Below are 19,411 nucleotides of genomic sequence, written 5' to 3' on the forward strand. Positions count from 1 at the left end.
TCAACAAATTGTCCCCGCGACGCCCCCGGCGGCCTTTCCCCGGGGGGCGGGGACTGCTAAGATAATGGACGAAGGGCGCGGGCCCTCTCCCTGCGTCTTCCGGGAGACTCCGCGCCCCCATTCATGGACGCGCGGCGCAAGGAAATCGAGCACCTCGAATCGGAGATCCGCCGTCTCGAGCAGCAGATCACCCAGGAATGCATCGAGATCGGCCGCCGCGTGGCTTCCCTGGAGCGCCCCTCCGCCCGCCACGAGGAGCTCCTCAAGTACCTTCATTCCGTCGAGGGCCTCCGCCGCTCCATCGACGGTTTCCGCGCCGACGTCGAACGCATCCGAACCCTCTCCCGGCGGATCGAGTCGCTCGCGCGGGAAATCGACGAGAACGCCCGGCGGCGGGATCACCTCCTGCGCGAGCGCCAGACGCGCTTCGTGGAACTCGGGGCGGGGGCCTTCGCCCTCTTCAAGACCCTGCCGGAGCCGGCTCGGGAGCCCTACCGGGCCGTCTTCGAGGAACTTCTGCGGCTCGATCTGGACGTGGAACAGCGGCACGAGGAGCTCAAAGCGCTCGAAGGCGAGGAGGCCTCCAAGGGGTTCTTCGAGCGCCTCAAGCTCAAGGCCCGCAAGGTCGTCCTGCGGGGAGAAATCAGCCGCCTGGACCGGGAGAAGACCGGCGCCTACGAAGTGGCCGGATCCCGCATCGCCGACACGGATTTCTCCCGCTTCGCCGAGGGGCCCCTGCGGCAGCTCTTCGACGCCCTCCAGGAGCGCCGCCGCGAGGCCGAAACCCTGGCCGCCGACAGCGACCGCAAGGTCGAGCAGATCGAAGCCTGCCGCCAGGAGCTCAAGCGCCTGGAGGCCGACGGCCGCCCGGAGGAGCAGATCCGCGACATCGAACGCCGCATCGAGAGCATGACGCGGGAACTGGAGGTGATGTACTGCTGGATCGGCCAGCTCTATCTCGAACGCGACCTCCGGCGGGAGGTGGACGACGCCGCCCTCTCGGCCAAGTACGAGATCGTGGCCGGGCTGCGCGAGTCGATCCGCAAGAAACGCCAGCAGATCGACCGCCTGAAGGCCGAGGCCGAGATCGAGGAGATCCTGCGCCAGGAGAAGGAGAAGCGCGCCCGCCGCCGCCAGCTCGAGGAGGAGATGCGCGTCAAGGAGCGCCAGATCGGGGTGATCGATCTCGAAATCAACATGGGCCTGCGCCGGATCGAGGAACTCAAGCGGGTCCTGGCCGGCGAGGCGCCCTATCTCGACGCGCCGCCGCTTCCGCCGGTTCCGGACCTTTATCCTTCCCCCGCCTCTTCTTCCGGAGACGGCAACACGGCTCAGACCGCGTCCCCGTGACGCGCCAGGTCACGCCTCCCCGTCGGCGCGCCGGACGGCCAGGAACGCCAGGCACAGCGCGAACACGACGACCGCCGCGCCCACCATCCCGGCCGGCGTGGGCAACGCGGGAAGGTCCGCCCCGTAACGGAGCGTCAGAACGAGAACCGCGGCGTTGTTGATCGCGTGGGCCACGATGCCGGCCCACAGGCTCCCGGTGAGCCGGACGACGGTTCCGAAGTAAAGGCCCAAGAGCAGCATGGGCGGGACCTGCACGAGCTTCCAATGGGCGGCGGCGAAGGCGGCCGCCGTGAGCGCGACCGCGCGGACCGCCCCGAACCGGACCGTCAGGCCGCGCAGGAGGATCCCGCGAAAAAGCGTCTCCTCGCTCAGCGGCGAGGCCGCCACGAAAAGCGCCGCGGCGTACACGGTCCCGCGCGCGCCGGCGCGTTCCACGCCGTGCTCGATCCGCCGGCGTTCGACCTCCACGCGCTCGCCCAGACCCAGCGCCCGGAACGCCTCCTCCTGAAGGTCCACCAGCCCCTTGAGAATCCACAGAAGCGCCAGCGACGCCAGGACCACCGCGGCCAGGCGGACCGGATCGATCCGGCGGAAGCCGTTGTCCGCCCAGGGGCGCAGGCCGGTCGCGCGGGCGTAGATCAGGGGAATCGCGAAGAACGCCGCCTGCTGGACCGCCGTGGCCAGATCGGCGGAAAGCCCCGCCCCCGCCAGAAGGGCCGCCAGCGCCATCGCCAGCAACCCCAGAGCCAGGACGCGCGCCGCGTCGACGGCGTCGGGCCGCGCCATCTATTTCTGACCCGGGGCGCCTCCCGGCTTCTTGAGCTCCTCGATGAGCGCCCGGAGCTGCGCCAGGCGGTCCGCCATGAGCTTCTCTTCGAACTCGAGGCTGCGCACCGCGTTGACGCGGGCGACCTCCCCGGCGGCCCGGATCTCCTGGGCCAGCTGCTCGAGGCGCTGCCGGAGTTTCTCCATCTCCTCGAGCTGCCGCTGCACCCGCTGTTCGAGCTTCTGAACGAGGACGTATTCCTCCTTGACGCCCGTCAGCTCCTGCTTGAGCTCGGCCGCCTTGCGCTCATCGTGCGCCAGGAGCTCCGCCCGCACGGTTTCCAGCTCCTGCTTGGAAACCCCGGCGCACCCGGCCGCCGCCGCCGCGATCCCCGCCACCATCCAGCGCTTCATCGCTCCTCCTTGGGCGCCGGCCGAGCCGGCACGTCCTTGGCGCAGCGGAACCCGATCCGCGGCGACCTTTTCGAAGGCAGATACCAGTGCCGGTGCGTCACCCGGGCGTCCCGCTCGGCATCCCCCTCCAGGAGCACCCCGCCCCGGAGAACCCGGTACCGCTCCCCGAAGTGTACATGATCCGCCGTGCCCCAGGGATACTTTCGGAACCAGTCCGCCGTCCATTCGATCGCCCCGCTCCCGAGTCCCTGGATGCCGAGAAAGCTCGGCCCTCCCTCCCGCCGGTACGTCGCGCCCCAGGGATATGCGCGCCGCCCCGCCGGATCGAACCCCGCCGCCCGCTCCCACTCCGCCTCCCGCGGCAGGCGCTTGCCCGCCCAGGCCGCGTAACTGGCCGCGTCCCACCAGTCCACGTCGACGACCGGATCCCCCGGCCGCTCCTGAGGCCACGAATCCGGCACGTGGCTCTTGCCCGCCGGCTCGTCCCGCGGACAGCCGAAGTGGTGCCCCTCCGAGCTTTCCAGCGCTTTCAGAAAAGCCTCATACTCCGCCACGCTCACTTCGCGCGCATCGATGTAGAAAGGCTTCACCTCGACTTCGCCGTCGCCGGGTCCTTCCACGTCCCGTCCGCCCCCCATGCGGAATTTCCCTCCCGGAACGTACACCATCCCCGGCGGCGGCGAAAGGGCCAGCGCCAGCTCCCGCAGCGAGGCTTCGTCCCGGGGAAAGGAGGCGAATCGCGCGTCCGCCGCCTGGTCGAACGCCGCCTTGGCCTCCGCCCAGGCCGCCCGCCGCAGCGCCTGCCGGCCCCGCTCGACGAGCGCGTCGTACTCCTCGCGCAGCCGGCGGGCCGCGGCTTCCGCGGTCCGTTCCACTTCCTCCCGCGCCCGCTTCACCTCGGCTTCGAGCGCCGCCAAGTGGGCTCCCGCCTGCGGAAGCAGCCCCTCGAAGAGCGCCAGCGCCTTCGCCCACTCGCCCCGCGTGCGGGCCACCGTCGCCTCGGCCCAGGTTTCGCAGAACTTCCGGCGGCGCTCCAGGTCGGCCCGCTCGTCCTCTTCGGCGAACGCCAGCGCCCGGCCCCAGTCCGCCGCCGCGCGCGCCCAGTCCCGCCCCTCGTGGGCCTCGGCGGCCCGGCTCCAGCGCCGGAAGGCGGCCCGCCGGTGGAGCCGCTCCAGCCGCTCGTCCCCCGGCAGATACTTCCGCGCGGCCTCGAAATATTCCATCGCCCGCTCGGGATCCGCTTCCGCCTCGCCGCGGCCGAGAAGCTCGTACCCCCGGGCGCGGCGGATCCTGTCCTCGACGTCCTCGGGCGCCCCGAGCGCCCGCGCCTCCTCGAGCCGCGTGTACGCCGTCAGCCATTGGCCCGCCGCGAACGCCTCCAGGCCCTTGCGGAGCGGCTCCTCCCACGCCGGAGGAGGAGCCGGGGGAGGGGGCGGCGGCGGAGGAGGCTCCGGAGCGACGGCCGCTTCGGGCTCCACGCGCGTGGAGCGGACCGCCTGGTGGACGAAATAGCCTCCGGCCGCCACGATCGCCAAGACGCCCGCCAGACTCAGCACCATCGGCCCCGCCCCCGGCCCGCGCGCGGCGGCGGCCGCCGGAGGAGTTCCGGCCGGAAGGGCTTCGCCCCGACCGCCTTTCAGCGTCTGCTCGAAAAGCGACGAACGCTCGTCCGGCTGAACCCCCTCCAGGAGTCCCCGGACCGCCGTCACGAACACCTCCGGCGTGGGAAACCGGTCCTCGGGCTTCTTGGCCAGAAGCTTCAGAATTAGAGCTTCCAGGCGCGGCGGGATCGAGGGGTTGATTTCGCTCGGCGGGCGGGGCGCGCGGTGGACGTGCTGATACATCACCGCCGTGGGACTCTCTCCGGAGAAGGGCGGACGCCCCGTGGCCAGCTCGTAGAGCACCGCGCCCAGGGAGTAAAGGTCGCTGCGGACGTCCACGGCCTCCCCCTGGGCCTGCTCGGGAGACATGTACTTAGCCGTCCCCATGATGACTTCGGACTGCGTGAGATCCGTATCCGGATTCTTGGCCAGCCCGAAATCCATCACCTTGATCTGGCCGTCGCGCGTCACGAGGATGTTGGACGGCTTGATGTCGCGGTGCACGATCCGGTGGCGCCACGCCGCCTGGAGAGCCTTCCCCACGTTGAGGGCGACCTGGAGAATTTCGTCCACCGAGAATTTCTGCCCCCGCTTCAGGCGGGACCCCAGATCCTCCCCCTCCACGTACTCCATCGCGTAGAAGTGGCAGCCGTCCCCCTCCCCCGCCCCGAAGACCTGAACGACATGGGGATCGGTCAGCCGCGCCAGGAGGGCCGCCTCGCGGTGGAAGCGCTTGACGAAATCCGGATTGGCGGTCAGCTCCTGCTTGAGCACCTTGACGGCGGCGGGACGGTCGAGGGAAACCTGGCGACCCCGGTAGACGGCCCCCATGCCGCCCCGTCCCAGGAGGCTGCCGAAGTCGATCTCGAAGTCACCCCAAGTCTTGACGGACATGCCCCTGCTCGCGTTGGGGATGTGCGGCGCCGGGTTTCGGCGTTGCCGGATACCCCCCCTCCTTGTCCGGATTATAAGGGCGCTCCCCGCCGATTCCAAAGGTTAAACGCCGCCCGGGCCGCGCCGGCGGGTCGCCCCCGCCGCAAAGAGCAGTCCTCCCGGAATCGAGACCAGAATCAGGCTGAGCTTGTAGAGCACCGAAAGCGCCACCGCGTAGCCGGGATCCATGCCTCCCAGGCGCCCGAACAGTTCGGCGTAGGCAAGCTCCTGCACCCCCCATCCGCCCACCGAGACGGGCAGCGACGAAACGATGAAAATGATGGGCTCAAAGACGAAGAACTGCCAGAGCGCCGCGTTCTCGATCCGCAGCGCGCGGGCCAGCCCGTACACGATGAGAATCGTGCTCCCTTGCGCCAGCGCCGAAAGCCCCGCGGCCGCCAGGACCAGCCCCCTGCGCTCCTTCACCGACCGGAAAACCCCGTCCAGCTCGCGCAGGACGCCCTCGAGCGGAAGGCGGCGGCGAAGGAATCCCCTCAGCGTCGGGTTGAAATACACCACGTACCCGACGGCCATGGCTCCCGCCAGGCCGTAGATCCACCACCCCACCGCCGATTCCGCAAACCTTCCCAGAAAGGGCGTCAGGCATGCGGCGGCCAGGAGCACCATGACCCCGAACCCGATCAGACGGTCCAGAAGCACCGTCCCCACCACCGCCGCCTTGCGGTCTTCTCCGGAAGCCACGAGCATCATCTTCGTCAGATCCCCGCCCACCGATCCGGGCAGGAAGTTGTTGAAAAAGAAGCCCGCGTAGGTCACCAGAAACGTCCGCCCCGGCCCGACCTCGAAACCGTGCGCCCGAAGAAGAATCCACCAGCGCAGAGCCAGGAAGACAAGCGGGACCAGAAGCGCCGCGAGCATCGCGGCGAACAGGCGCTTGTCGGCGAGCCGGAAAAGCGAGAAGAAGCCGGGACGCAGGACGCGGACTTCGGCCGCCGCGCGCTCGTGCACGCGGCCGTCCGATCCGACGACGCGGACGCGGTCGCCCTCCACGCGCACGTCGCGCGCCCGATCGGGAATCCACGATCCGTCGTCCGCCCGGACGGCGATCTGATCGCGGAAGTCGATCCACCGCCCGACGACGACCAAGGCGGCGGCCGTAACGGCCAGACGCAGGACGCCCACCGCCCGGCGGCGCGCGCTAGGGGACACCCCGCACCCTCGTGCGGGCGTCCCAGACGCCGCGCATCTCCGCCCCGTAGCGATCCAGCAGCGCCTTCGCGAACGCGACGGGATCCACGCCCAGGTCCCGCAGCGCCCGCGTTTCCACCCCCACGCCGGTCGCGCGCTCGACGTTGACGCCGAAATGGATCTTCGAAGACACCGGCGTGAGCGTGGCAATCGAGACGGAAAGCTTCCCCGGACCGAAGAAAAGGTCGTCTCCGTCGCGGCGCACCTCCGGCCCCAGCAGATCCCGCGCCAGAGCCGCAAGGAGGCGCTGCCGGAGCACCGCCTTCTCGAGATCCCGGTCGAAGTGCTCCACGATGAAGTGCAGCATGAGAGGACCGGCGATCCGGGACCGCGCCCGGACGTCCTCGAGGTCCACCATGTGCTCCGGCCGCACCTCGCACGCGCCCAGGAAAGACACGATCGAATCCCCCTGAATGCCGAACGTGCGGTACGCCCAGAGGGAATGAATCTGCGATCCGTCGTAGTCGATCCGGTCCGGAAGGAATTTCGCTTCGATCACGGCAGCGCCTCGAGCCAGGCCTGGCGCGACGGCGGTACGTCCTGCCTTCCGGTAATCTCCTGGAGGCGAAGGTGGGCCATGAGGGACACGCTCGGATCCCGATCCCCCACCGCTTCGGCGAGCGCCCGGCGCACGTCGGGCCGGGCGCCGAAGGCGGCCAGCGCCTTGGCCGCCGTGCGGCGCACCGTGGGATCGGCATCCGTCCGAAGCGTTTCCAGAAGCGCCGGAACCGCTTCCTCGTTCCCGAGCCGTGCCGCCGTCAGGGCCGCGTACTGCCGCACCATGGGATGCGCGGCCTTGAGTTTCGGGACGACGTGCTGCACGAACTCCCGCCGGCCGATGTCCCCCAACGCTTCCAGGGCGCCGACGACGACAAGGAAGTGCGGATCCTCCAGGCGGCGGACGATCTCCGCCACGGACGCCGCTTCCGGGGTTTGGGCCAGCTCTCGAACCGCCAGGTAACGCTCGTACGGCTCCCGGCTGGCCAGATCCGCCTCGGGACCCGCGCACGCCGCCAGAAGAGCAAAGACCCACGCGGTTCCCAACCCCCGGCGAGCGTTCATGTCCGAACCTTGTGCATCCGACGGGCGGTCCCAGGAGCGTCCCCGCGGCCTTGCGTCCTCCTTCCGGAAGCCATTATAAGTCCGGCCGGTGTCCGCGCAACGCTCCCGGGATCAGCGCCTCCGCAGCATCCACTGGCGGGCCGCCTCGGCGATCGCCAGAGCCAGACGCTGCCGGACGGAGGCCCGCGCCAGCTCCCGCTCCGCGGCCGGATTGGAGACGAACTCCAGCTCCACAAGGACGGCCGGGCAGCGCGTCCCCTTGAGGACCCGAAGGTTATGGTCGTCCTTGATCCCCCGGTTCTCGCTCGACCACACCGCCGCCAGCTCGCCCAGGACAAGCTCGGCCATCTGACGGCTGGCCGCTCCGCGGGCGTCCCGCGAGAGGGGTACCCAGACCTCGAATCCGCGGACCGAGGCGTTCCCCACGCCGTTGGCGTGCACGGAGATGAAAAGGTCCGCGCGGCTCCGGTTGACGATGTTGACCCGCGCGGCAAGATCCTCGTCGATGTCCGTGGAAAAGTGCCGATCGTCCGTGCGGGTCATGACGACGCTGGCGCCCCAGGACTCCAGGAGGCGCTGGAGCTCGAGAGCCACGTCCAGGTTGATGTCCTTCTCCAGCAGGAAGCGGCCCTTGTACCCCGTATGGATTCCTCCGTGGCCTGCATCGATGACGATCGTGCAGGGCGGAAGGCGGCGCGCCTCGACGCGGGGGGCGGCCGGCGGGGCGGGAGCCGGTGGAACGGCGGCGGCCGGCGGAAGCTCGCCCGCTCCGTGTTTCTCGACGAGCGCCACGATCTCCGGCGGGACGCGCACGCGCCCTCCCTCGAGCGTCACCGGAGCCGAAAGCCGGGTCAGGCGCCCATTGATGACGGCCGTGTCGAAGCCGGGGACAAACGCCACCACCAGCTTGGGGGCGCGCAAGGTGTGTCGCCCCGTCGCGGCGTCGCACGTCCACTCGAAGACCCAGTGACGCCGGAGATCTTCGAGATCGCCCCCGCCCGACAGAGCGGCCAAGAGCAGAAGCCAGGTCACGTCCCTCCCCCTCTCCTCAAACCGTTCGAACGTCCGAACGGCCGGTCCTCAGTCCTTCTTCAGGGCTTCGTCCTTCGAGGCGGCCCGGATCGAGAAAGCATCCTGAGCGCCTCCCTCCCGGACGAGACTTCCATCCGCGCCATGATAGTACGTTCTCAAGCGACCCCGGTCCCTCCGGACCAGAACCGGATGCACTTCCGAACGGCGGCCGTCCAGATCCAGCGCGTCCAGGGTGCCGACCTCCACGACCTCCACGTCCGCCTCATCCGTAAACGGCGAGAGGGTCCGCAGCAGGTACTTGCCCGGTCCCGCCCGCACCAGCAGGGCCCGCGCCACGTCGGCCACGTCCCCGAGGCAGGTCCCCTCCTCCACGGCGAAGCTCTTCTCCTCCTTGAATCCGTTCAGGTCCCGAGAGGCGGAAACCCGGCCGTTTTCGAGCGACGCGGAGACCCGAAATTGCCAGCGCTCTCCTTTGGGTCCCACCTTCGTCTGCTCGACCTCCAGGCGCTGGGAGCGAAAACCCGGCGCGAAGGACGCGCGCACCAGGGTCTGGTCCCGGCCGCCCTCGCCGAAATCGTTGAGGGTTTCCGCCTCCAGAGCGAACCCGCCCTCGGACTCCGAGAGCCGGACGCGCTGGCGCCCGGTGCGGGCCCGGCCGAGGTGAATCGTGAACCAGCGCTCGCCCAGAAGGTCCTGGGGAATCCGCGCGGACCCCAAGACCTCCCGGCCGCGCTCCTCCGCGGCGCGCTCGGCCGGCCCGGGCGCCCAGGGGCGGATCTCGAAGGTCGCCAGCGAAGCTTCCGCCCGGGAGCGGTAGCGCGAGGCGGCCTCCCCCGGCATGGAAACGTCCAGCAGGTACCATTCGATGTTCGTGCGATGGACGATCGTCTTGATCTGGAGCGTGTCGGCGAACGTAAAGGCGATCCGGTGGGCCGGGCGGCCGGCCAGCGTGAGCGGACGGTCTTCTTCGATCTTGGCCCCCGGGTACTCCCGGCCGATGTACTGCCGGGCCTGTTCGACGAAGGAGGGCAGCGGCGTGGGCGCGAAGGGTTGATAGAGATGGCTGAGGGTAAGCTCGACCGGAGGCTTCAAAGCCTCGGGAGCCGTGAAGCGGGCCACGAAGGGGCCCTTTCCCTCCCGGCGCGTCCAGCCGGCCGGAGGGCGGATCGCCATCTCGTGCTCCTCGCTGTGGAAGGGCGGACCGAGATCCTGGCCGAGCAGGAAAAGAAGGGTCCCCCAGGCTCTCCACATGGCGTTCATGCATAGTCTGGCCCATGGGACCGACCTTGTCAAGGAACGCTCCGGCCCGCGGAATGAAACTCGAAGGGCCCCCCGGACGTTTCATCTACCGAATATGATGACCATTGCTCTGGCGGTGCTTGCGATGCTTCAGGACAAGGGAGCGCCGGCGCCGGACTTCTCCGCGCCCAACCAGGACGGCAAGGTGATCCGCTTCGCCGACTTCAAGGGCAAGAAGAACGTCCTCTTGGCCTTCTACCCCAAGGACAACACCCCCGGCTGAACCCGCGAAGTGCAGATGTTGCGGGACAACATCAAGAAGTTCGAGGCGAAGAATTGCGTCGTCCTCGGCGTCTCCATGGATCCTGCGGAATCGCACAAGAAATTCTGCACCGAGCAGAAGCTTCCCTTCGACCTCCTGGCCGACACGAACAAATCGATCCACAAGGCCTTCGGATTCGAGAAGATGGTCCGCGCGACGTTCCTGATCGACAAGAAGGGCACGGTGGTGTACGCAAACCGGTCCTTCCAGCTCAAGGACGAGGTCTGGCAGGATCTCTTCAAGGCGGTTGAGGCGCTGCCGGACTAAGCGCTCACTTCATCGCGCGGCCCGCCTTCCGGGCCAGGTCCCGAACGGCCTCCACGAGCACGTCTTCGACCCGAGGCGAGAAAATCCCCGGCGTCCCGTAATACGCCCCCCGGGTTTCGTACCCTCCTTCCTCCAGCACCCGGGCGGAAGGAACATACCCGAAGACGTCGTTGCAGTACGCCGCCACCCAGAGCCCCAGCGGTCCCAGCGTCCGCTCCAAGCGCAGCGCGTAGTCCACGACCACCTCCCCCGAAAGGGCCACGAGCGTCAGGTCCGGCCCGAATTGCCAGACGGCTGTAGGTGCCGGGTAGTGATCCGGGAGCTTTTCGCCCCTTTCGAGGATCTGGAGCTGCCGCCGGAAGACCTCGCGCTGATATCCGGGACCCGATTGCGCCGCCTTCCGGAGCTCCTCGGCCGGGCGGGTCGGCTCGAAGGGAAGCGGAACCCGGGCGAACTCGGCCCGCAGCGGACCCCGGATCGGTTGGAGCCGTCCCGACAGGACGCGACCGACCTCCCGGCCCAGCGTGGCGCCGTGCTCCCGCGCCAGGTCCAGCGTGCCCCGGGGGTAGGGATTCGCGTCGCCGCCGCAACCGGCCATGAACATCGCCTGCGCGCCCGGATGGGCGGCTTCGAGATGCTCCTGGGCGTATCCCGCGTAATCCCCGCTGATCTCGTAGATCTGCCCGGTGGCCGTCGTGCAGTGGCAGGCGCACTGGAAAAGAACCGCCCGGAGTTTGCCGGACGGATCGTCCACCCGCAGGACCGGAACGCTGCGGTCCACGGGCCCCCGCGGATTGACGCCCAGAACCACGCCGCGCGCGGTGAATTCGCGCCGATTGACCGGGAAAGAAACCATCCCCCATCCCCACGACAGGCGCGCGGGCTGGAGCTTCCCCAGCGCCTCGACGGTCAGCTCGACGAGACGATCCTGAAGCTTCCGCGTATAGGCCGCGGTCCGGGCGCGGTCTTCTTCCGATCCCGGCCCGCCGATCGATGGATCCGTGCCGAGCGTCGGACCCGTATGCGTGTGGGACGCCGCCAGGAGAATTCGGGCGCGAGGCAGGCCCGTCTTCTCCATGATCCTCTCGAAGATGGGATCCCCCACGGGAGCGGGGAAGCCGATGACGTCCGCCGTCAGGAGAACGGCCCTCCCGCCCTGCGCGTCCTCGAACGCCATGGCCTTGGCGTAGAGGTGGCCCGCGACTCCCTCGGAAGGCTTGTTGCGGGACGCGTACCCCGCCATGAAAACCGGTTCCTCCGGCGTGATGCGGGCCGAAGCCAGACCGATCTTCCATTCCGCGTCGCCGGCCGCCTGCGGGGCGAGCGCCAGGATCCCGAGCAGCGCGTAGAGCATAACCCCTCCCTGCGTCGAAAGTCCTCCCGCCCCCCTTATTGATACGCCCCCGGCCGATCAGCCGGGAAGGAAGCGGTCGAGGATCGCCAGGAGCGCCGCCACCGGCGCGCACAGCACGCGCTGAGCCTCCGGAGACGCGTGGCGGAACGCGAACCGCGTCATGGCCAGGTCCGCCTGGAGAAACTCCTTCACGGTCGCCAGCGCCCGCACCCAAAGGGGTGTATCGGAATCCGGACGATTCACGGCGGTCCGACCTCCTAAGAGAGAGGCGGATTCTTGCAGGCGCCGGCCGTGAATTCAAGGGGCCGTAAGGCGGATCAGAAGTTATCCGCGTCGCGGTACGCCTGGATGAGCGCCAACTCGCCCTCTTTGCCGTCGAGCGACTTGCCGTGCTCCATGCCCACGAGGCCTTTGTACCCCTTCTGGTAGATGTGCCGGAAGACGTTCCGGTAGTTCACTTCGCCGGTGCCGGGCTCCTTGCGGCCGGGGGTATCGCCCGTCTGGATGTAGCCGATCTCGTCGAAGCACTGGTCGAAGTTCCGGATGAGCCGCCCTTCGCTGATCTGCGTGTGATAGAGGTCGAAGAGCATCTTGCACGAGGGGCTCCGGACGGCCTTGACGAGCGCGTACATCTCGTGGTTCTGCCAGATGAAGAAACCGGGATGATTCTCGAGGATGTTGAGCGGCTCGAAGACCATGACCAGCCCATGGGGCTCCAGAATCTCCGCGGCGCGCCGCAGGCAGTCCAGAACATTGGCGAACTGATAGCCGCGCGCCAGGCGCGGGTCGGCGTTGCCGACGAGCGAGGTCATCCACTTGGCTCCGCAGCGCTTGGCGACGTCGATCGATTCGCGGACCTCGGCGAGGAAGGCGTCACGGTCTTCCGGCTTGCCCGTAGTCAGCGCCCCGCCGCCCTTGAAACCGGTCTTCCCGTTCATGACGAAGATGCCCATCGTCATGTTGTGGCGGGCCAGCTCGGCGCCGATCTTTTCCTGCATCTCGGGGGGGCGGCCTTTCATGCCGTTGTCTTCCATGGCGGTGAAGCCCTGATCGGCCGCGAACTTGATTTCGTCCAGGACGCCGCCGGGAGCATGGTGGCGGAACTGGCCGGCGTCGAAGGCGTACCGCAGCTTGAAAGGTTTGCGCTCCTGGGCGCGCGCTTCGGGAACTCCGAAAAGGGCGCCGGCGGCCAGGGCGGCGCTTCCGGCCAGCATCTCGCGTCGGTTCATGGCATCGCTCCTTTCCGTACGCCCGGCGTGGTCCGGGATCCGGCTACTATACGGCCTGCCGGCGCGTCCCGGGAACGATTATCGAGCGCCGGGGAGAGGGGGGCCTGCGCTTCCGGGACCCGCTTCCCTCCCCCAGCCCGACCGCAGGACCAGCTCCCGCACGCGGGTCCGGATTTCCTCGCGGATCTCGCGGACGCGCTCGGGCGGCTGTCCCTTCGGGTCCGGCAGGGGCCAGTCCTCGCGGCGCAGGCCCGGAACGGCCGGGCAGGCCTCGCCGCAGCCCAGGGTCACCAGGAGATGAGCCTCACGGGCGAGCTCGGGAGTGAGTTTCTGCGGCCGGGCGCCGGAGAGATCGATGCCGACCTCCTTCATGGCGTCGACCACTTCGGGATGGACGCGAAGCCCGGGCTCGGTCCCGGCCGAAAGCCCTACCGCCTTGGCGGGATCGGCCAGGGCGTTGAGAAAAGCCGCGGCCATTTGGGAACGCCCGGCGTTGTGGACGCAGGCGAAGAGAACGCGCACCGTCATGATGGGCCCCCTCTCGAAGACCGGTGGCGCGCACCGGGCAGGCGATGTTCCCGGGCGCCGCGAGAAAACGTCGCGGGGCGGAATGGTGGACCCGGGCGGAATCGAACCGCCGTCCCAAGGCGAATCGGCGACCGCTGTCCTACGCGCGTAGTCGACCTTTGATCTCGCCCTCCGGACTCCGATCGACGGGATTCCGTCGGGCCTCCCGGCGATGAACCGTCTCGCCTTCGCGCCCCGCCGGGGAAACGCGTCGGCATAGCCCACCCGTTAACGTCCTCCCGAGCCCCCTTCCCGTGCGGCAAGCCGCGCGGAAAAGGTCGTGGGCGATGGCCCGGGCGACGTGGCTAGCGGTTACGCAGCCAGAGCATATGCCGGTTCGGCATTTGTAGTGTGCGCTCGTTTTTTTACGAGGCCAACGAGCACCCTCGGCGCGCTGCAAGCCGCCTCCTCAACCCGGTCGAAACCAGTTCGGGCCCCCGATGTCACAGAGCGGAGCGCCGCGCGCGCGGCGCCGGCGGGTCACCTCATCATCCGCCGCTGGAGGACGCGCTTGGCCTCGCGCTCCCGGATCGCCTGGCGCTTGTCGTATTGCTTCTTGCCGCGCGCCAGTCCGATCTCCAGCTTGGCGTACCCGTCCTTAAAATACAACGCCAGCGGCACCAGGGTCAATCCCTTCTCCTGCGTCTTGCCGATCAGGCGCTGAATCTCCCGGCGATGAAGCAGAAGCTTGCGCGGCCGCCGCGGCTCGTGATTGTTGTACGGACCCGCCTGCGGATAGGGCGAGACGTCCATCCCCACGACCCAGACTTCGTCCCCGCGCACCTTGCCGTAGGCCTCCTGGATCGAAACTTTGCCGTCCCGGATCGATTTGACTTCCGACCCCTTCAGGACCAGCCCCGCCTCCAGGCGCTCCAGGATTTCGTAGTTGAAAAAGGCCTTCTTGTTGCGCTGAACGACTTTTACTTTTGCTTCCTCCGCCATGGGAACCCCATTATACTCGCGCCCGAAGCCCCATGCATCAGTTCCCTCGAGGCTCCGGGTGGATCGAGGTCATCTCCGGCTCCATGTTCGCCGGCAAGACCCAGGAGCTCATCCGGCGCCTGCGGCTGGCCGCCCTGGCCCGCCAGAAAGTTCAGGTCTTCAAGCACAAGCTCGACGCCCGCTACGCCCGCGAATACCTCGTCTCCCACGACCAGCTCCGCGTGCCGTCCGTGCCCGTCCACCGCGCCGAACAGATCGCCGAGCGCCTGCGGCCGGACACGCAGGTCGTCGGCATCGACGAGGCGCACTTTTTCGACGGAAAGATCGTCGGCGTCTGCCAGCGCCTGGCCGATCAGGGGCGCCGCGTCATCGTGGCGGGGCTCGACCAGGACTACCGCGGCAAACCTTTCGAATCGATGGCCCGCCTCATGGCCGTGGCGGAGTACGTCACCAAGAATCAAGCCATCTGCATGAGGTGCGGCGGCCCGGCCGGCCGCAGCGTCCGCGTCTCCGAGGGCCGCCGCCGCATCGACGTGGGCCACGCGGACAAGTACGAAGCGCGCTGCCGCCGCTGCGCGGCCGCCCCCTGAGGCCCTACCGCGCCCCGAACGCCTCCCCCACGCGCTCCGACAGAAACCGGAGAAATTCCTCGTCCGTCCGCCCCGGAAACCGCGTGAAGGCGTGCCCCAGGTGAGGAAACCGGCGCACTTCGATCCCGTCCGGCCGCGCCCGCTCGAGAAGCTCGGCGTGCGCCGGAGGCACGATCTCGTCCTTGAGGCCCTGCAGGATCACCACCGGCGCCCGCACCCGCTCCAGCGCTTCGACCGGATCCGCGCGGAAGCGGTCCCGCATCCAGCCCACGAACGTCCGGCGCTCCTCCAGGACGAGATAATCCTCCTCCGATCGACGGATCGCGTCGAAGGTCCGCGCCTCCTTGGCCAGAATCGCCGCCGCCGCGTCCTCCCGCGCCCCCTGTTCCCGAAGCGTCCGCTCCAGGGCTTCGAGAAGCAGCCGGTCGAGCGTCCGGCCCGGAGCCGCCAGAAGGAAAACCGCCCGGACGTCGCCCGAGCGCGCCGCCAGCATCGAGGCCAGAAGCCCTCCCTCCCCGTGACCCAGAAGCGCGATCCCCGCCGCATCCGGCCGCGACCGCAGGTACGCCGCGGCCGCCTCGGCGTCGGAGAGCAGATCGGCCAGCCGCGCCGTCGCGAAATCCCCGCCCGTCCTCCCGCAGCCGCGGTCGTCGAAACGAAGCGACGCGACGCCCGCGGAGGCCAGCGCGTAGGCCACGGCCCGGTAGAGCGTGGTGTCCGCCTCCGCCGCGGGGAATCCCGCCGCTTCCGGCCCGCCGGGAGCCCGCCCGTCCCGATCGTGCGGACCGGCATCCGAAAGAATAAGCACGGCGGGCGCCGCTCCCGCCCCCCTGGGACGCGTCCACGCCCCGGCGATGCGAAGCGGACCGTTCGAAAAGGCGACCTCGACCTCCTCGACCCCTTCGGGTTTCCGGGGTCCCCGGACCAGCTCCTCGGGAACGAATCCCTCGAAGCCCTCGAGTTCCGCCAGGATCCCCGTCAGCGGGCTCCAGGCGCGGACCATGCGGCGCTCGGCGTCGAGGTGGGCGGTGACCGTCAGCGGCCCCATCGTCAGGCGGATCTCGCGGACGCGAAGGGTGCGGCCCCCGGGACCCGCCAGCGTCGTCTCTCCGCGCTCGTCGATCTCCGCTTCCAGATCCTGTCCGGCCGGAGGGCTGAACACCTTGACGGTCCGGCGCCCGCCGGGATGGCGCCGCAGAAGAGGAAGGAGCTGGGCGTGAACCCCCGCGTCCAGAAGAAACGCCGCCGCGCTGCGGACCGGCCGGCGCCCTTCCATGGAAACCGTGCCGCGTTCCCACTCGATCTTGAACCGCCGCTCGTCCGCGCCCGACTTATGAAACGCGGCGTACAGCCGGGGCGCAAAGGAGGCGTCCATCGTCAGCACGGTGTCGGAAGCGAACGCCTGGACGCGGCCCTGGACCTCGACTTCGGTGCGGACCCGGGAGAAGAGAACGACAGCGCCGCTTTCGAACTCCTCGAGCCGGTACTCCTCGACCCCCGCCTCCCGGCCGTAGCAGGACAGCCGGTACTTCCCCCGCTCCTCCCCGGCGCCGGAAAGCGCGAGGAGGAAAAGAGCGCCGATCCCCCTCATACCTGTATGTTAGTCCTCCTCCGGCCCCGGCTCAACCACCCTCCCCCAAGAAATTCGGCCGGGCGCGGCCGGACCCTTGACGGCGCTTCCGACAATTTCTTTGTTCCGCGGGCGATCTATGGTAGGTTTCCGCCCATGACCGTATTCCTGCACGAGCGCCGCCGCCGCGCCTCCGAAATCCTCGTCTCGATCCGCGCCATCGGCTGCAACCTCGAGAAACCGTTCAAGCTGACGTCCGGATGGGCCAGCCCGGTCTACGTCGACTGTCGAAAGATCATCTCGTTCGTCCCCGAACGCCGGGAAATCGTCTCCCTGATGGCGGAGGCGGTGCGGGGCGAGGCGTTCGACGTCGTGGCCGGCGGCGAGACGGCCGGCATTCCCTACGGGGCGTGGATCGCCGAAGCGCTCTCGCTTCCCTTCGTCTACGTGCGCAAAAAGCCCAAGGACGTGGGCAAGACCCAGCAGATCGAAGGACATCTCCCGGCCGGGCGGCGCGTTCTTCTCGTGGAAGATCTCGCCACGGACGGCGCCAGCAAGGTGAACTTCCTTCAGGCGCTGCGCGGGGCGGGGGCCCGGTGCGAGCACTCGTCGGTCGTTTTTTTCTACGGCATCTTTCCGCGGGCCCCGCAGATCCTCAAGGACGCCGGCGTCGCCCTCCATGCGCTGACGGACTGGCGCACCACGATCGACGTGGCGGAGGCGACCGGCTACTTCACGCCGGAACAGGTCCGGGAAATCCGCAAGTTCCTGGAGAACCCCGAAGCCTGGTCCCGGGCGCACGGGGGCGCGTAGCATCACTTCCGGCGGCGCGCCCGCAATTCCAGCCGCAGCGGCACCTCGTGGAAAGGAAGAAACTGCCGCATCTTGTCCTCGAGGTAACGCACATAGTCCGGCGCGAAGGCCGCCGGATCGTTGACGAAGACCACGAACCGCGGAGGACGGCCTGCCTTCTGGGTCGCGTAATAGATGCGCGCGATCCGTCCCCTCCGGCCCGACGGGGTTCGGGCCTCCACCGCCGCGCGCAGCGCCCGGTTGAGCTCGGGCGTCGAGACGCGGGCCCCCGCCTGCGCATGGAGCTCCACGCAGAGGTCCACCACCTCCCACACGCGCTCCCCCGTGCGGGCGGAGATCATGGTGATCGGCGCGTACCGCAGCAGCGGCAGCGCCCGCGTCAGGTACCGCGCGAACTCCTCGGGCTGCCGCCCCTCCGGAACAAGGTCGTACTTGTTCAGGACGAGCGCGCAGGGCTTCTTTTCCTCCTCGATCGCCGCCGCGATCCGCTTGTCCACCTCCGTGACCTTCTCCAGGATGTCGAACATGAAGACGACCACGTCGGCCCGCCGGAGGGCTTCCTCCGTGCGCACCCGGCTGAAAAGCTCCACGGAGCTTTCCAACTTCTGCTTCTTGCGCAGCCCCGCCGTGTCCACGATCACGAAGCGGCGCCCGTCCCGCTCGATCACGACGTCCACGGCGTCGCGCGTCGTGCCGGGCTTTTCGCTGACGATCACGCGCTCCTCGCCGGCCAGGGCGTTGACGAAGGTGGACTTGCCCACGTTGCGCTTGCCCACGACGGCGATGGCGATCCCCCGCGCGGGCACCGGCGCGGGCGGCAGGGCCTCGACGATCCGGTCGAGCAGGTCGCGGATATTGCGCCGATGGACGGCCGCCGCCGGGAACGGGTCCCCGAATCCCAGCTCGAAGAACTCCGCCGCGGCCCCCTCCAGCCCCGGGTGGTCCGCCTTGTTGGCGACCAGAAGCACCTTCTTGCCCCGGAACCGCTCCGCGATCCGGCGGTCGAGCGCGGTCACCCCCGCCTGGACGTCCGCCACGAAAAGCACGAGCTCCGCGTCCGCCACCGCCCGCTCGATCTGGCGCTCGACTTCTTCATAGAACTCGTCCCCGGGACGAAGCCCAATCCCCCCCGTGTCCACCAGCTCGAACGCCTTCCCCTTGTGCGCGACCACGGCGCTCACACGGTCGATCGTCGTCCCCGGCGTGGGGTCCACGATCGAAAGCCGCCGGCCCGCCAGAGCGTTCAGGAGAGAGGACTTCCCCACGTTCTGGCGGCCGACGATGGCGACGACGGGCAGCTTCTCCATAAGGAGCGCGGAAATTGTAGATGACGCGGCCCCCGGAGGGAACACCCGACGAAGGCGTTGCGGAATAAAATCTCCAGGGTTAGACTGTCGGCGTCCAAAGATTCAGGATCCATGAGCTGCCTCACGGTCGTCGCCGCCTGGGTTTCGCTCCTGGCGCCTCCTTCGCCCCAGGTGCGCCCCTTGCCGGTCGAAGAAATGGCGCGGGAGGCCGCCGTCGCGGGAGTGGCCACGGTTCAGAGCTCGCGCAGCCGGCACGATCCTCGAACCGGATTCATCTACACGGATCATTCCCTCAGATTCGAGGAGATCTGGAAAGGGTCCCCCGGGAGCCCTTTCCTCCTGACCCAGGCGGGCGGACAGGTGGGCGACCTGCGCGCCGCCGTCGCCGGCCATCATTTCACCTTCCGGCCCGGCGAGAGGATCGTCATCTTCGCCACGCTCTCCCACTTGGGCCATTACACGCTGATCGGAATCCGGCAGGGCCTGTACCGAATCGAAGAGGAAAAACCCAATCCCCGCGTGCGCCGGGACACGGAAGCCCGGAGCTCCATGACGCTGGCCGAGCTGCGCGAGGCGGTGGCCCGGGCGCTCGGGAAGCCTCTCCACAACGCTCCGGAACCGGCCGCCTCGATGTCCCCGCGCCCTTCGGGACCGCCGGCTCCGCCCGCTCCCGAAACCGCGCCCGCCTCCCCGGCCCCCGCGGCGGAACCCCGGACTCCCCCATCCTCATCGGCCTCAAACTCCTGGACGACCGCGCTCGCGGCCGCGGCCGTCCTTCTGGCGGCGGGGGCCGCCCTCGTCCTGGGATTCCGAAAACGGAGCACAAAATAGAACTCGGAGCCGTC

The 19,411-nt window shown here is 69.0% G+C and carries 20 protein-coding genes and 1 other RNA gene; 5 read left to right on the forward strand and 16 right to left on the reverse strand.

The features are described from left to right. Positions 1 to 123 precede the first annotated feature (123 nt). The gene (locus VNO22_10570; GenBank protein HXG61810.1) at positions 124 to 1,350 is read left to right on the forward strand and encodes a hypothetical protein; all 1,227 of its coding nucleotides are present in this window, start codon (positions 124 to 126) and stop codon (positions 1,348 to 1,350) included. Between the two features lie 9 nt (positions 1,351 to 1,359). Here VNO22_10570 and VNO22_10575 read toward each other — a convergent pair whose 3' ends face one another. From VNO22_10575 to VNO22_10610, 8 genes are all read right to left on the reverse strand, one after another. Then, positions 1,360 to 2,136, reverse strand: a complete 777-nt coding sequence (locus VNO22_10575; protein ID HXG61811.1) for a CPBP family intramembrane glutamic endopeptidase — start codon at positions 2,134 to 2,136, stop codon at positions 1,360 to 1,362. Further along, positions 2,137 to 2,529, reverse strand: coding sequence for a hypothetical protein (locus VNO22_10580; GenBank protein ID HXG61812.1), 393 nt, complete (start codon positions 2,527 to 2,529; stop codon positions 2,137 to 2,139). Beyond that, the gene (locus VNO22_10585; GenBank protein ID HXG61813.1) at positions 2,526 to 5,024 is read right to left on the reverse strand and encodes an SUMF1/EgtB/PvdO family nonheme iron enzyme; all 2,499 of its coding nucleotides are present in this window, start codon (positions 5,022 to 5,024) and stop codon (positions 2,526 to 2,528) included. The genes VNO22_10580 and VNO22_10585 overlap by 4 nt, the downstream gene beginning before the upstream one ends. A gap of 102 nt (positions 5,025 to 5,126) precedes the next feature. Continuing rightward, positions 5,127 to 6,233, reverse strand: a complete 1,107-nt coding sequence (locus VNO22_10590) for a lysylphosphatidylglycerol synthase transmembrane domain-containing protein (GenBank protein ID HXG61814.1) — start codon at positions 6,231 to 6,233, stop codon at positions 5,127 to 5,129. Further along, complete coding sequence (locus VNO22_10595) at positions 6,223 to 6,771, reverse strand: DUF366 family protein (GenBank protein ID HXG61815.1); 549 nt, start codon at positions 6,769 to 6,771, stop codon at positions 6,223 to 6,225. Before VNO22_10595 ends, VNO22_10590 begins: the two co-directional genes overlap by 11 nt. Then, positions 6,768 to 7,334: a HEAT repeat domain-containing protein gene (locus VNO22_10600; protein ID HXG61816.1), complete on the reverse strand. Its 567-nt coding sequence runs from the start codon at positions 7,332 to 7,334 to the stop codon at positions 6,768 to 6,770. The genes VNO22_10595 and VNO22_10600 overlap by 4 nt, the downstream gene beginning before the upstream one ends. 111 nt (positions 7,335 to 7,445) lie before the next feature. Then, positions 7,446 to 8,366: an N-acetylmuramoyl-L-alanine amidase gene (locus VNO22_10605; protein HXG61817.1), complete on the reverse strand. Its 921-nt coding sequence runs from the start codon at positions 8,364 to 8,366 to the stop codon at positions 7,446 to 7,448. Positions 8,367 to 8,414: 48 nt separating this feature from the next. Then, positions 8,415 to 9,617 carry a hypothetical protein gene (locus tag VNO22_10610; protein HXG61818.1) on the reverse strand — a complete coding sequence of 401 codons (1,203 nt, stop codon included), beginning with the start codon at positions 9,615 to 9,617 and terminating at the stop codon, positions 8,415 to 8,417. Between the two features lie 133 nt (positions 9,618 to 9,750). Here VNO22_10610 and VNO22_10615 point away from each other — a divergent pair, with 133 nt between their 5' ends. Further along, positions 9,751 to 10,194, forward strand: a complete 444-nt coding sequence (locus VNO22_10615; GenBank protein ID HXG61819.1) for a peroxiredoxin — start codon at positions 9,751 to 9,753, stop codon at positions 10,192 to 10,194. Between the two features lie 4 nt (positions 10,195 to 10,198). Here VNO22_10615 and VNO22_10620 read toward each other — a convergent pair whose 3' ends face one another. The 6 genes from VNO22_10620 to smpB all read right to left on the reverse strand — a co-directional run bounded on the left by VNO22_10620 (position 10,199) and on the right by smpB (position 14,286). Further along, positions 10,199 to 11,548, reverse strand: coding sequence for a neutral/alkaline non-lysosomal ceramidase N-terminal domain-containing protein (locus tag VNO22_10620; GenBank protein ID HXG61820.1), 1,350 nt, complete (start codon positions 11,546 to 11,548; stop codon positions 10,199 to 10,201). A 57-nt stretch (positions 11,549 to 11,605) separates the two neighbouring features. Continuing rightward, positions 11,606 to 11,791: a hypothetical protein gene (locus VNO22_10625; GenBank protein ID HXG61821.1), complete on the reverse strand. Its 186-nt coding sequence runs from the start codon at positions 11,789 to 11,791 to the stop codon at positions 11,606 to 11,608. A 74-nt stretch (positions 11,792 to 11,865) separates the two neighbouring features. Further along, positions 11,866 to 12,777 carry a TIM barrel protein gene (locus VNO22_10630; protein HXG61822.1) on the reverse strand — a complete coding sequence of 304 codons (912 nt, stop codon included), beginning with the start codon at positions 12,775 to 12,777 and terminating at the stop codon, positions 11,866 to 11,868. 78 nt (positions 12,778 to 12,855) lie between these two features. Continuing rightward, positions 12,856 to 13,305, reverse strand: coding sequence for an arsenate reductase ArsC (locus VNO22_10635; GenBank protein ID HXG61823.1), 450 nt, complete (start codon positions 13,303 to 13,305; stop codon positions 12,856 to 12,858). Between the two features lie 83 nt (positions 13,306 to 13,388). Continuing rightward, positions 13,389 to 13,781: a transfer-messenger RNA gene (ssrA, locus tag VNO22_10640) on the reverse strand. A 43-nt stretch (positions 13,782 to 13,824) separates the two neighbouring features. Then, a complete protein-coding gene (smpB, locus tag VNO22_10645; GenBank protein HXG61824.1) occupies positions 13,825 to 14,286 on the reverse strand; it encodes an SsrA-binding protein SmpB in 462 nt (153 codons plus the stop codon). Positions 14,287 to 14,318: 32 nt separating this feature from the next. Between smpB and VNO22_10650 the strand changes: the two genes are divergently transcribed. Then, a complete protein-coding gene (locus VNO22_10650) occupies positions 14,319 to 14,876 on the forward strand; it encodes a thymidine kinase (GenBank protein HXG61825.1) in 558 nt (185 codons plus the stop codon). 4 nt (positions 14,877 to 14,880) lie between these two features. Here VNO22_10650 and VNO22_10655 read toward each other — a convergent pair whose 3' ends face one another. Beyond that, positions 14,881 to 16,467 (reverse strand): alpha/beta fold hydrolase, encoded by a 1,587-nt coding sequence (locus VNO22_10655; GenBank protein ID HXG61826.1) that lies wholly within the window; start codon positions 16,465 to 16,467, stop codon positions 14,881 to 14,883. 135 nt (positions 16,468 to 16,602) lie between these two features. On the opposite strand from VNO22_10655, the gene VNO22_10660 reads away from it, so the two are divergent. Continuing rightward, entirely contained in the window at positions 16,603 to 17,259 is a 657-nt protein-coding gene (locus VNO22_10660) for an orotate phosphoribosyltransferase (protein HXG61827.1), read from the forward strand. A gap of 2 nt (positions 17,260 to 17,261) precedes the next feature. Here the strand turns inward: VNO22_10660 and der are convergent, their stop codons facing one another. Beyond that, complete coding sequence (gene der / locus VNO22_10665; protein ID HXG61828.1) at positions 17,262 to 18,566, reverse strand: ribosome biogenesis GTPase Der; 1,305 nt, start codon at positions 18,564 to 18,566, stop codon at positions 17,262 to 17,264. Positions 18,567 to 18,677: 111 nt separating this feature from the next. Here der and VNO22_10670 point away from each other — a divergent pair, with 111 nt between their 5' ends. Further along, positions 18,678 to 19,397 (forward strand): hypothetical protein, encoded by a 720-nt coding sequence (locus VNO22_10670; protein ID HXG61829.1) that lies wholly within the window; start codon positions 18,678 to 18,680, stop codon positions 19,395 to 19,397. Positions 19,398 to 19,411 lie beyond the last annotated feature (14 nt).

The organism is Planctomycetota bacterium, from assembly GCA_035574235.1.
Taxonomy (GTDB): domain Bacteria; phylum Planctomycetota; class MHYJ01; order MHYJ01; family JACPRB01; genus DATLZA01.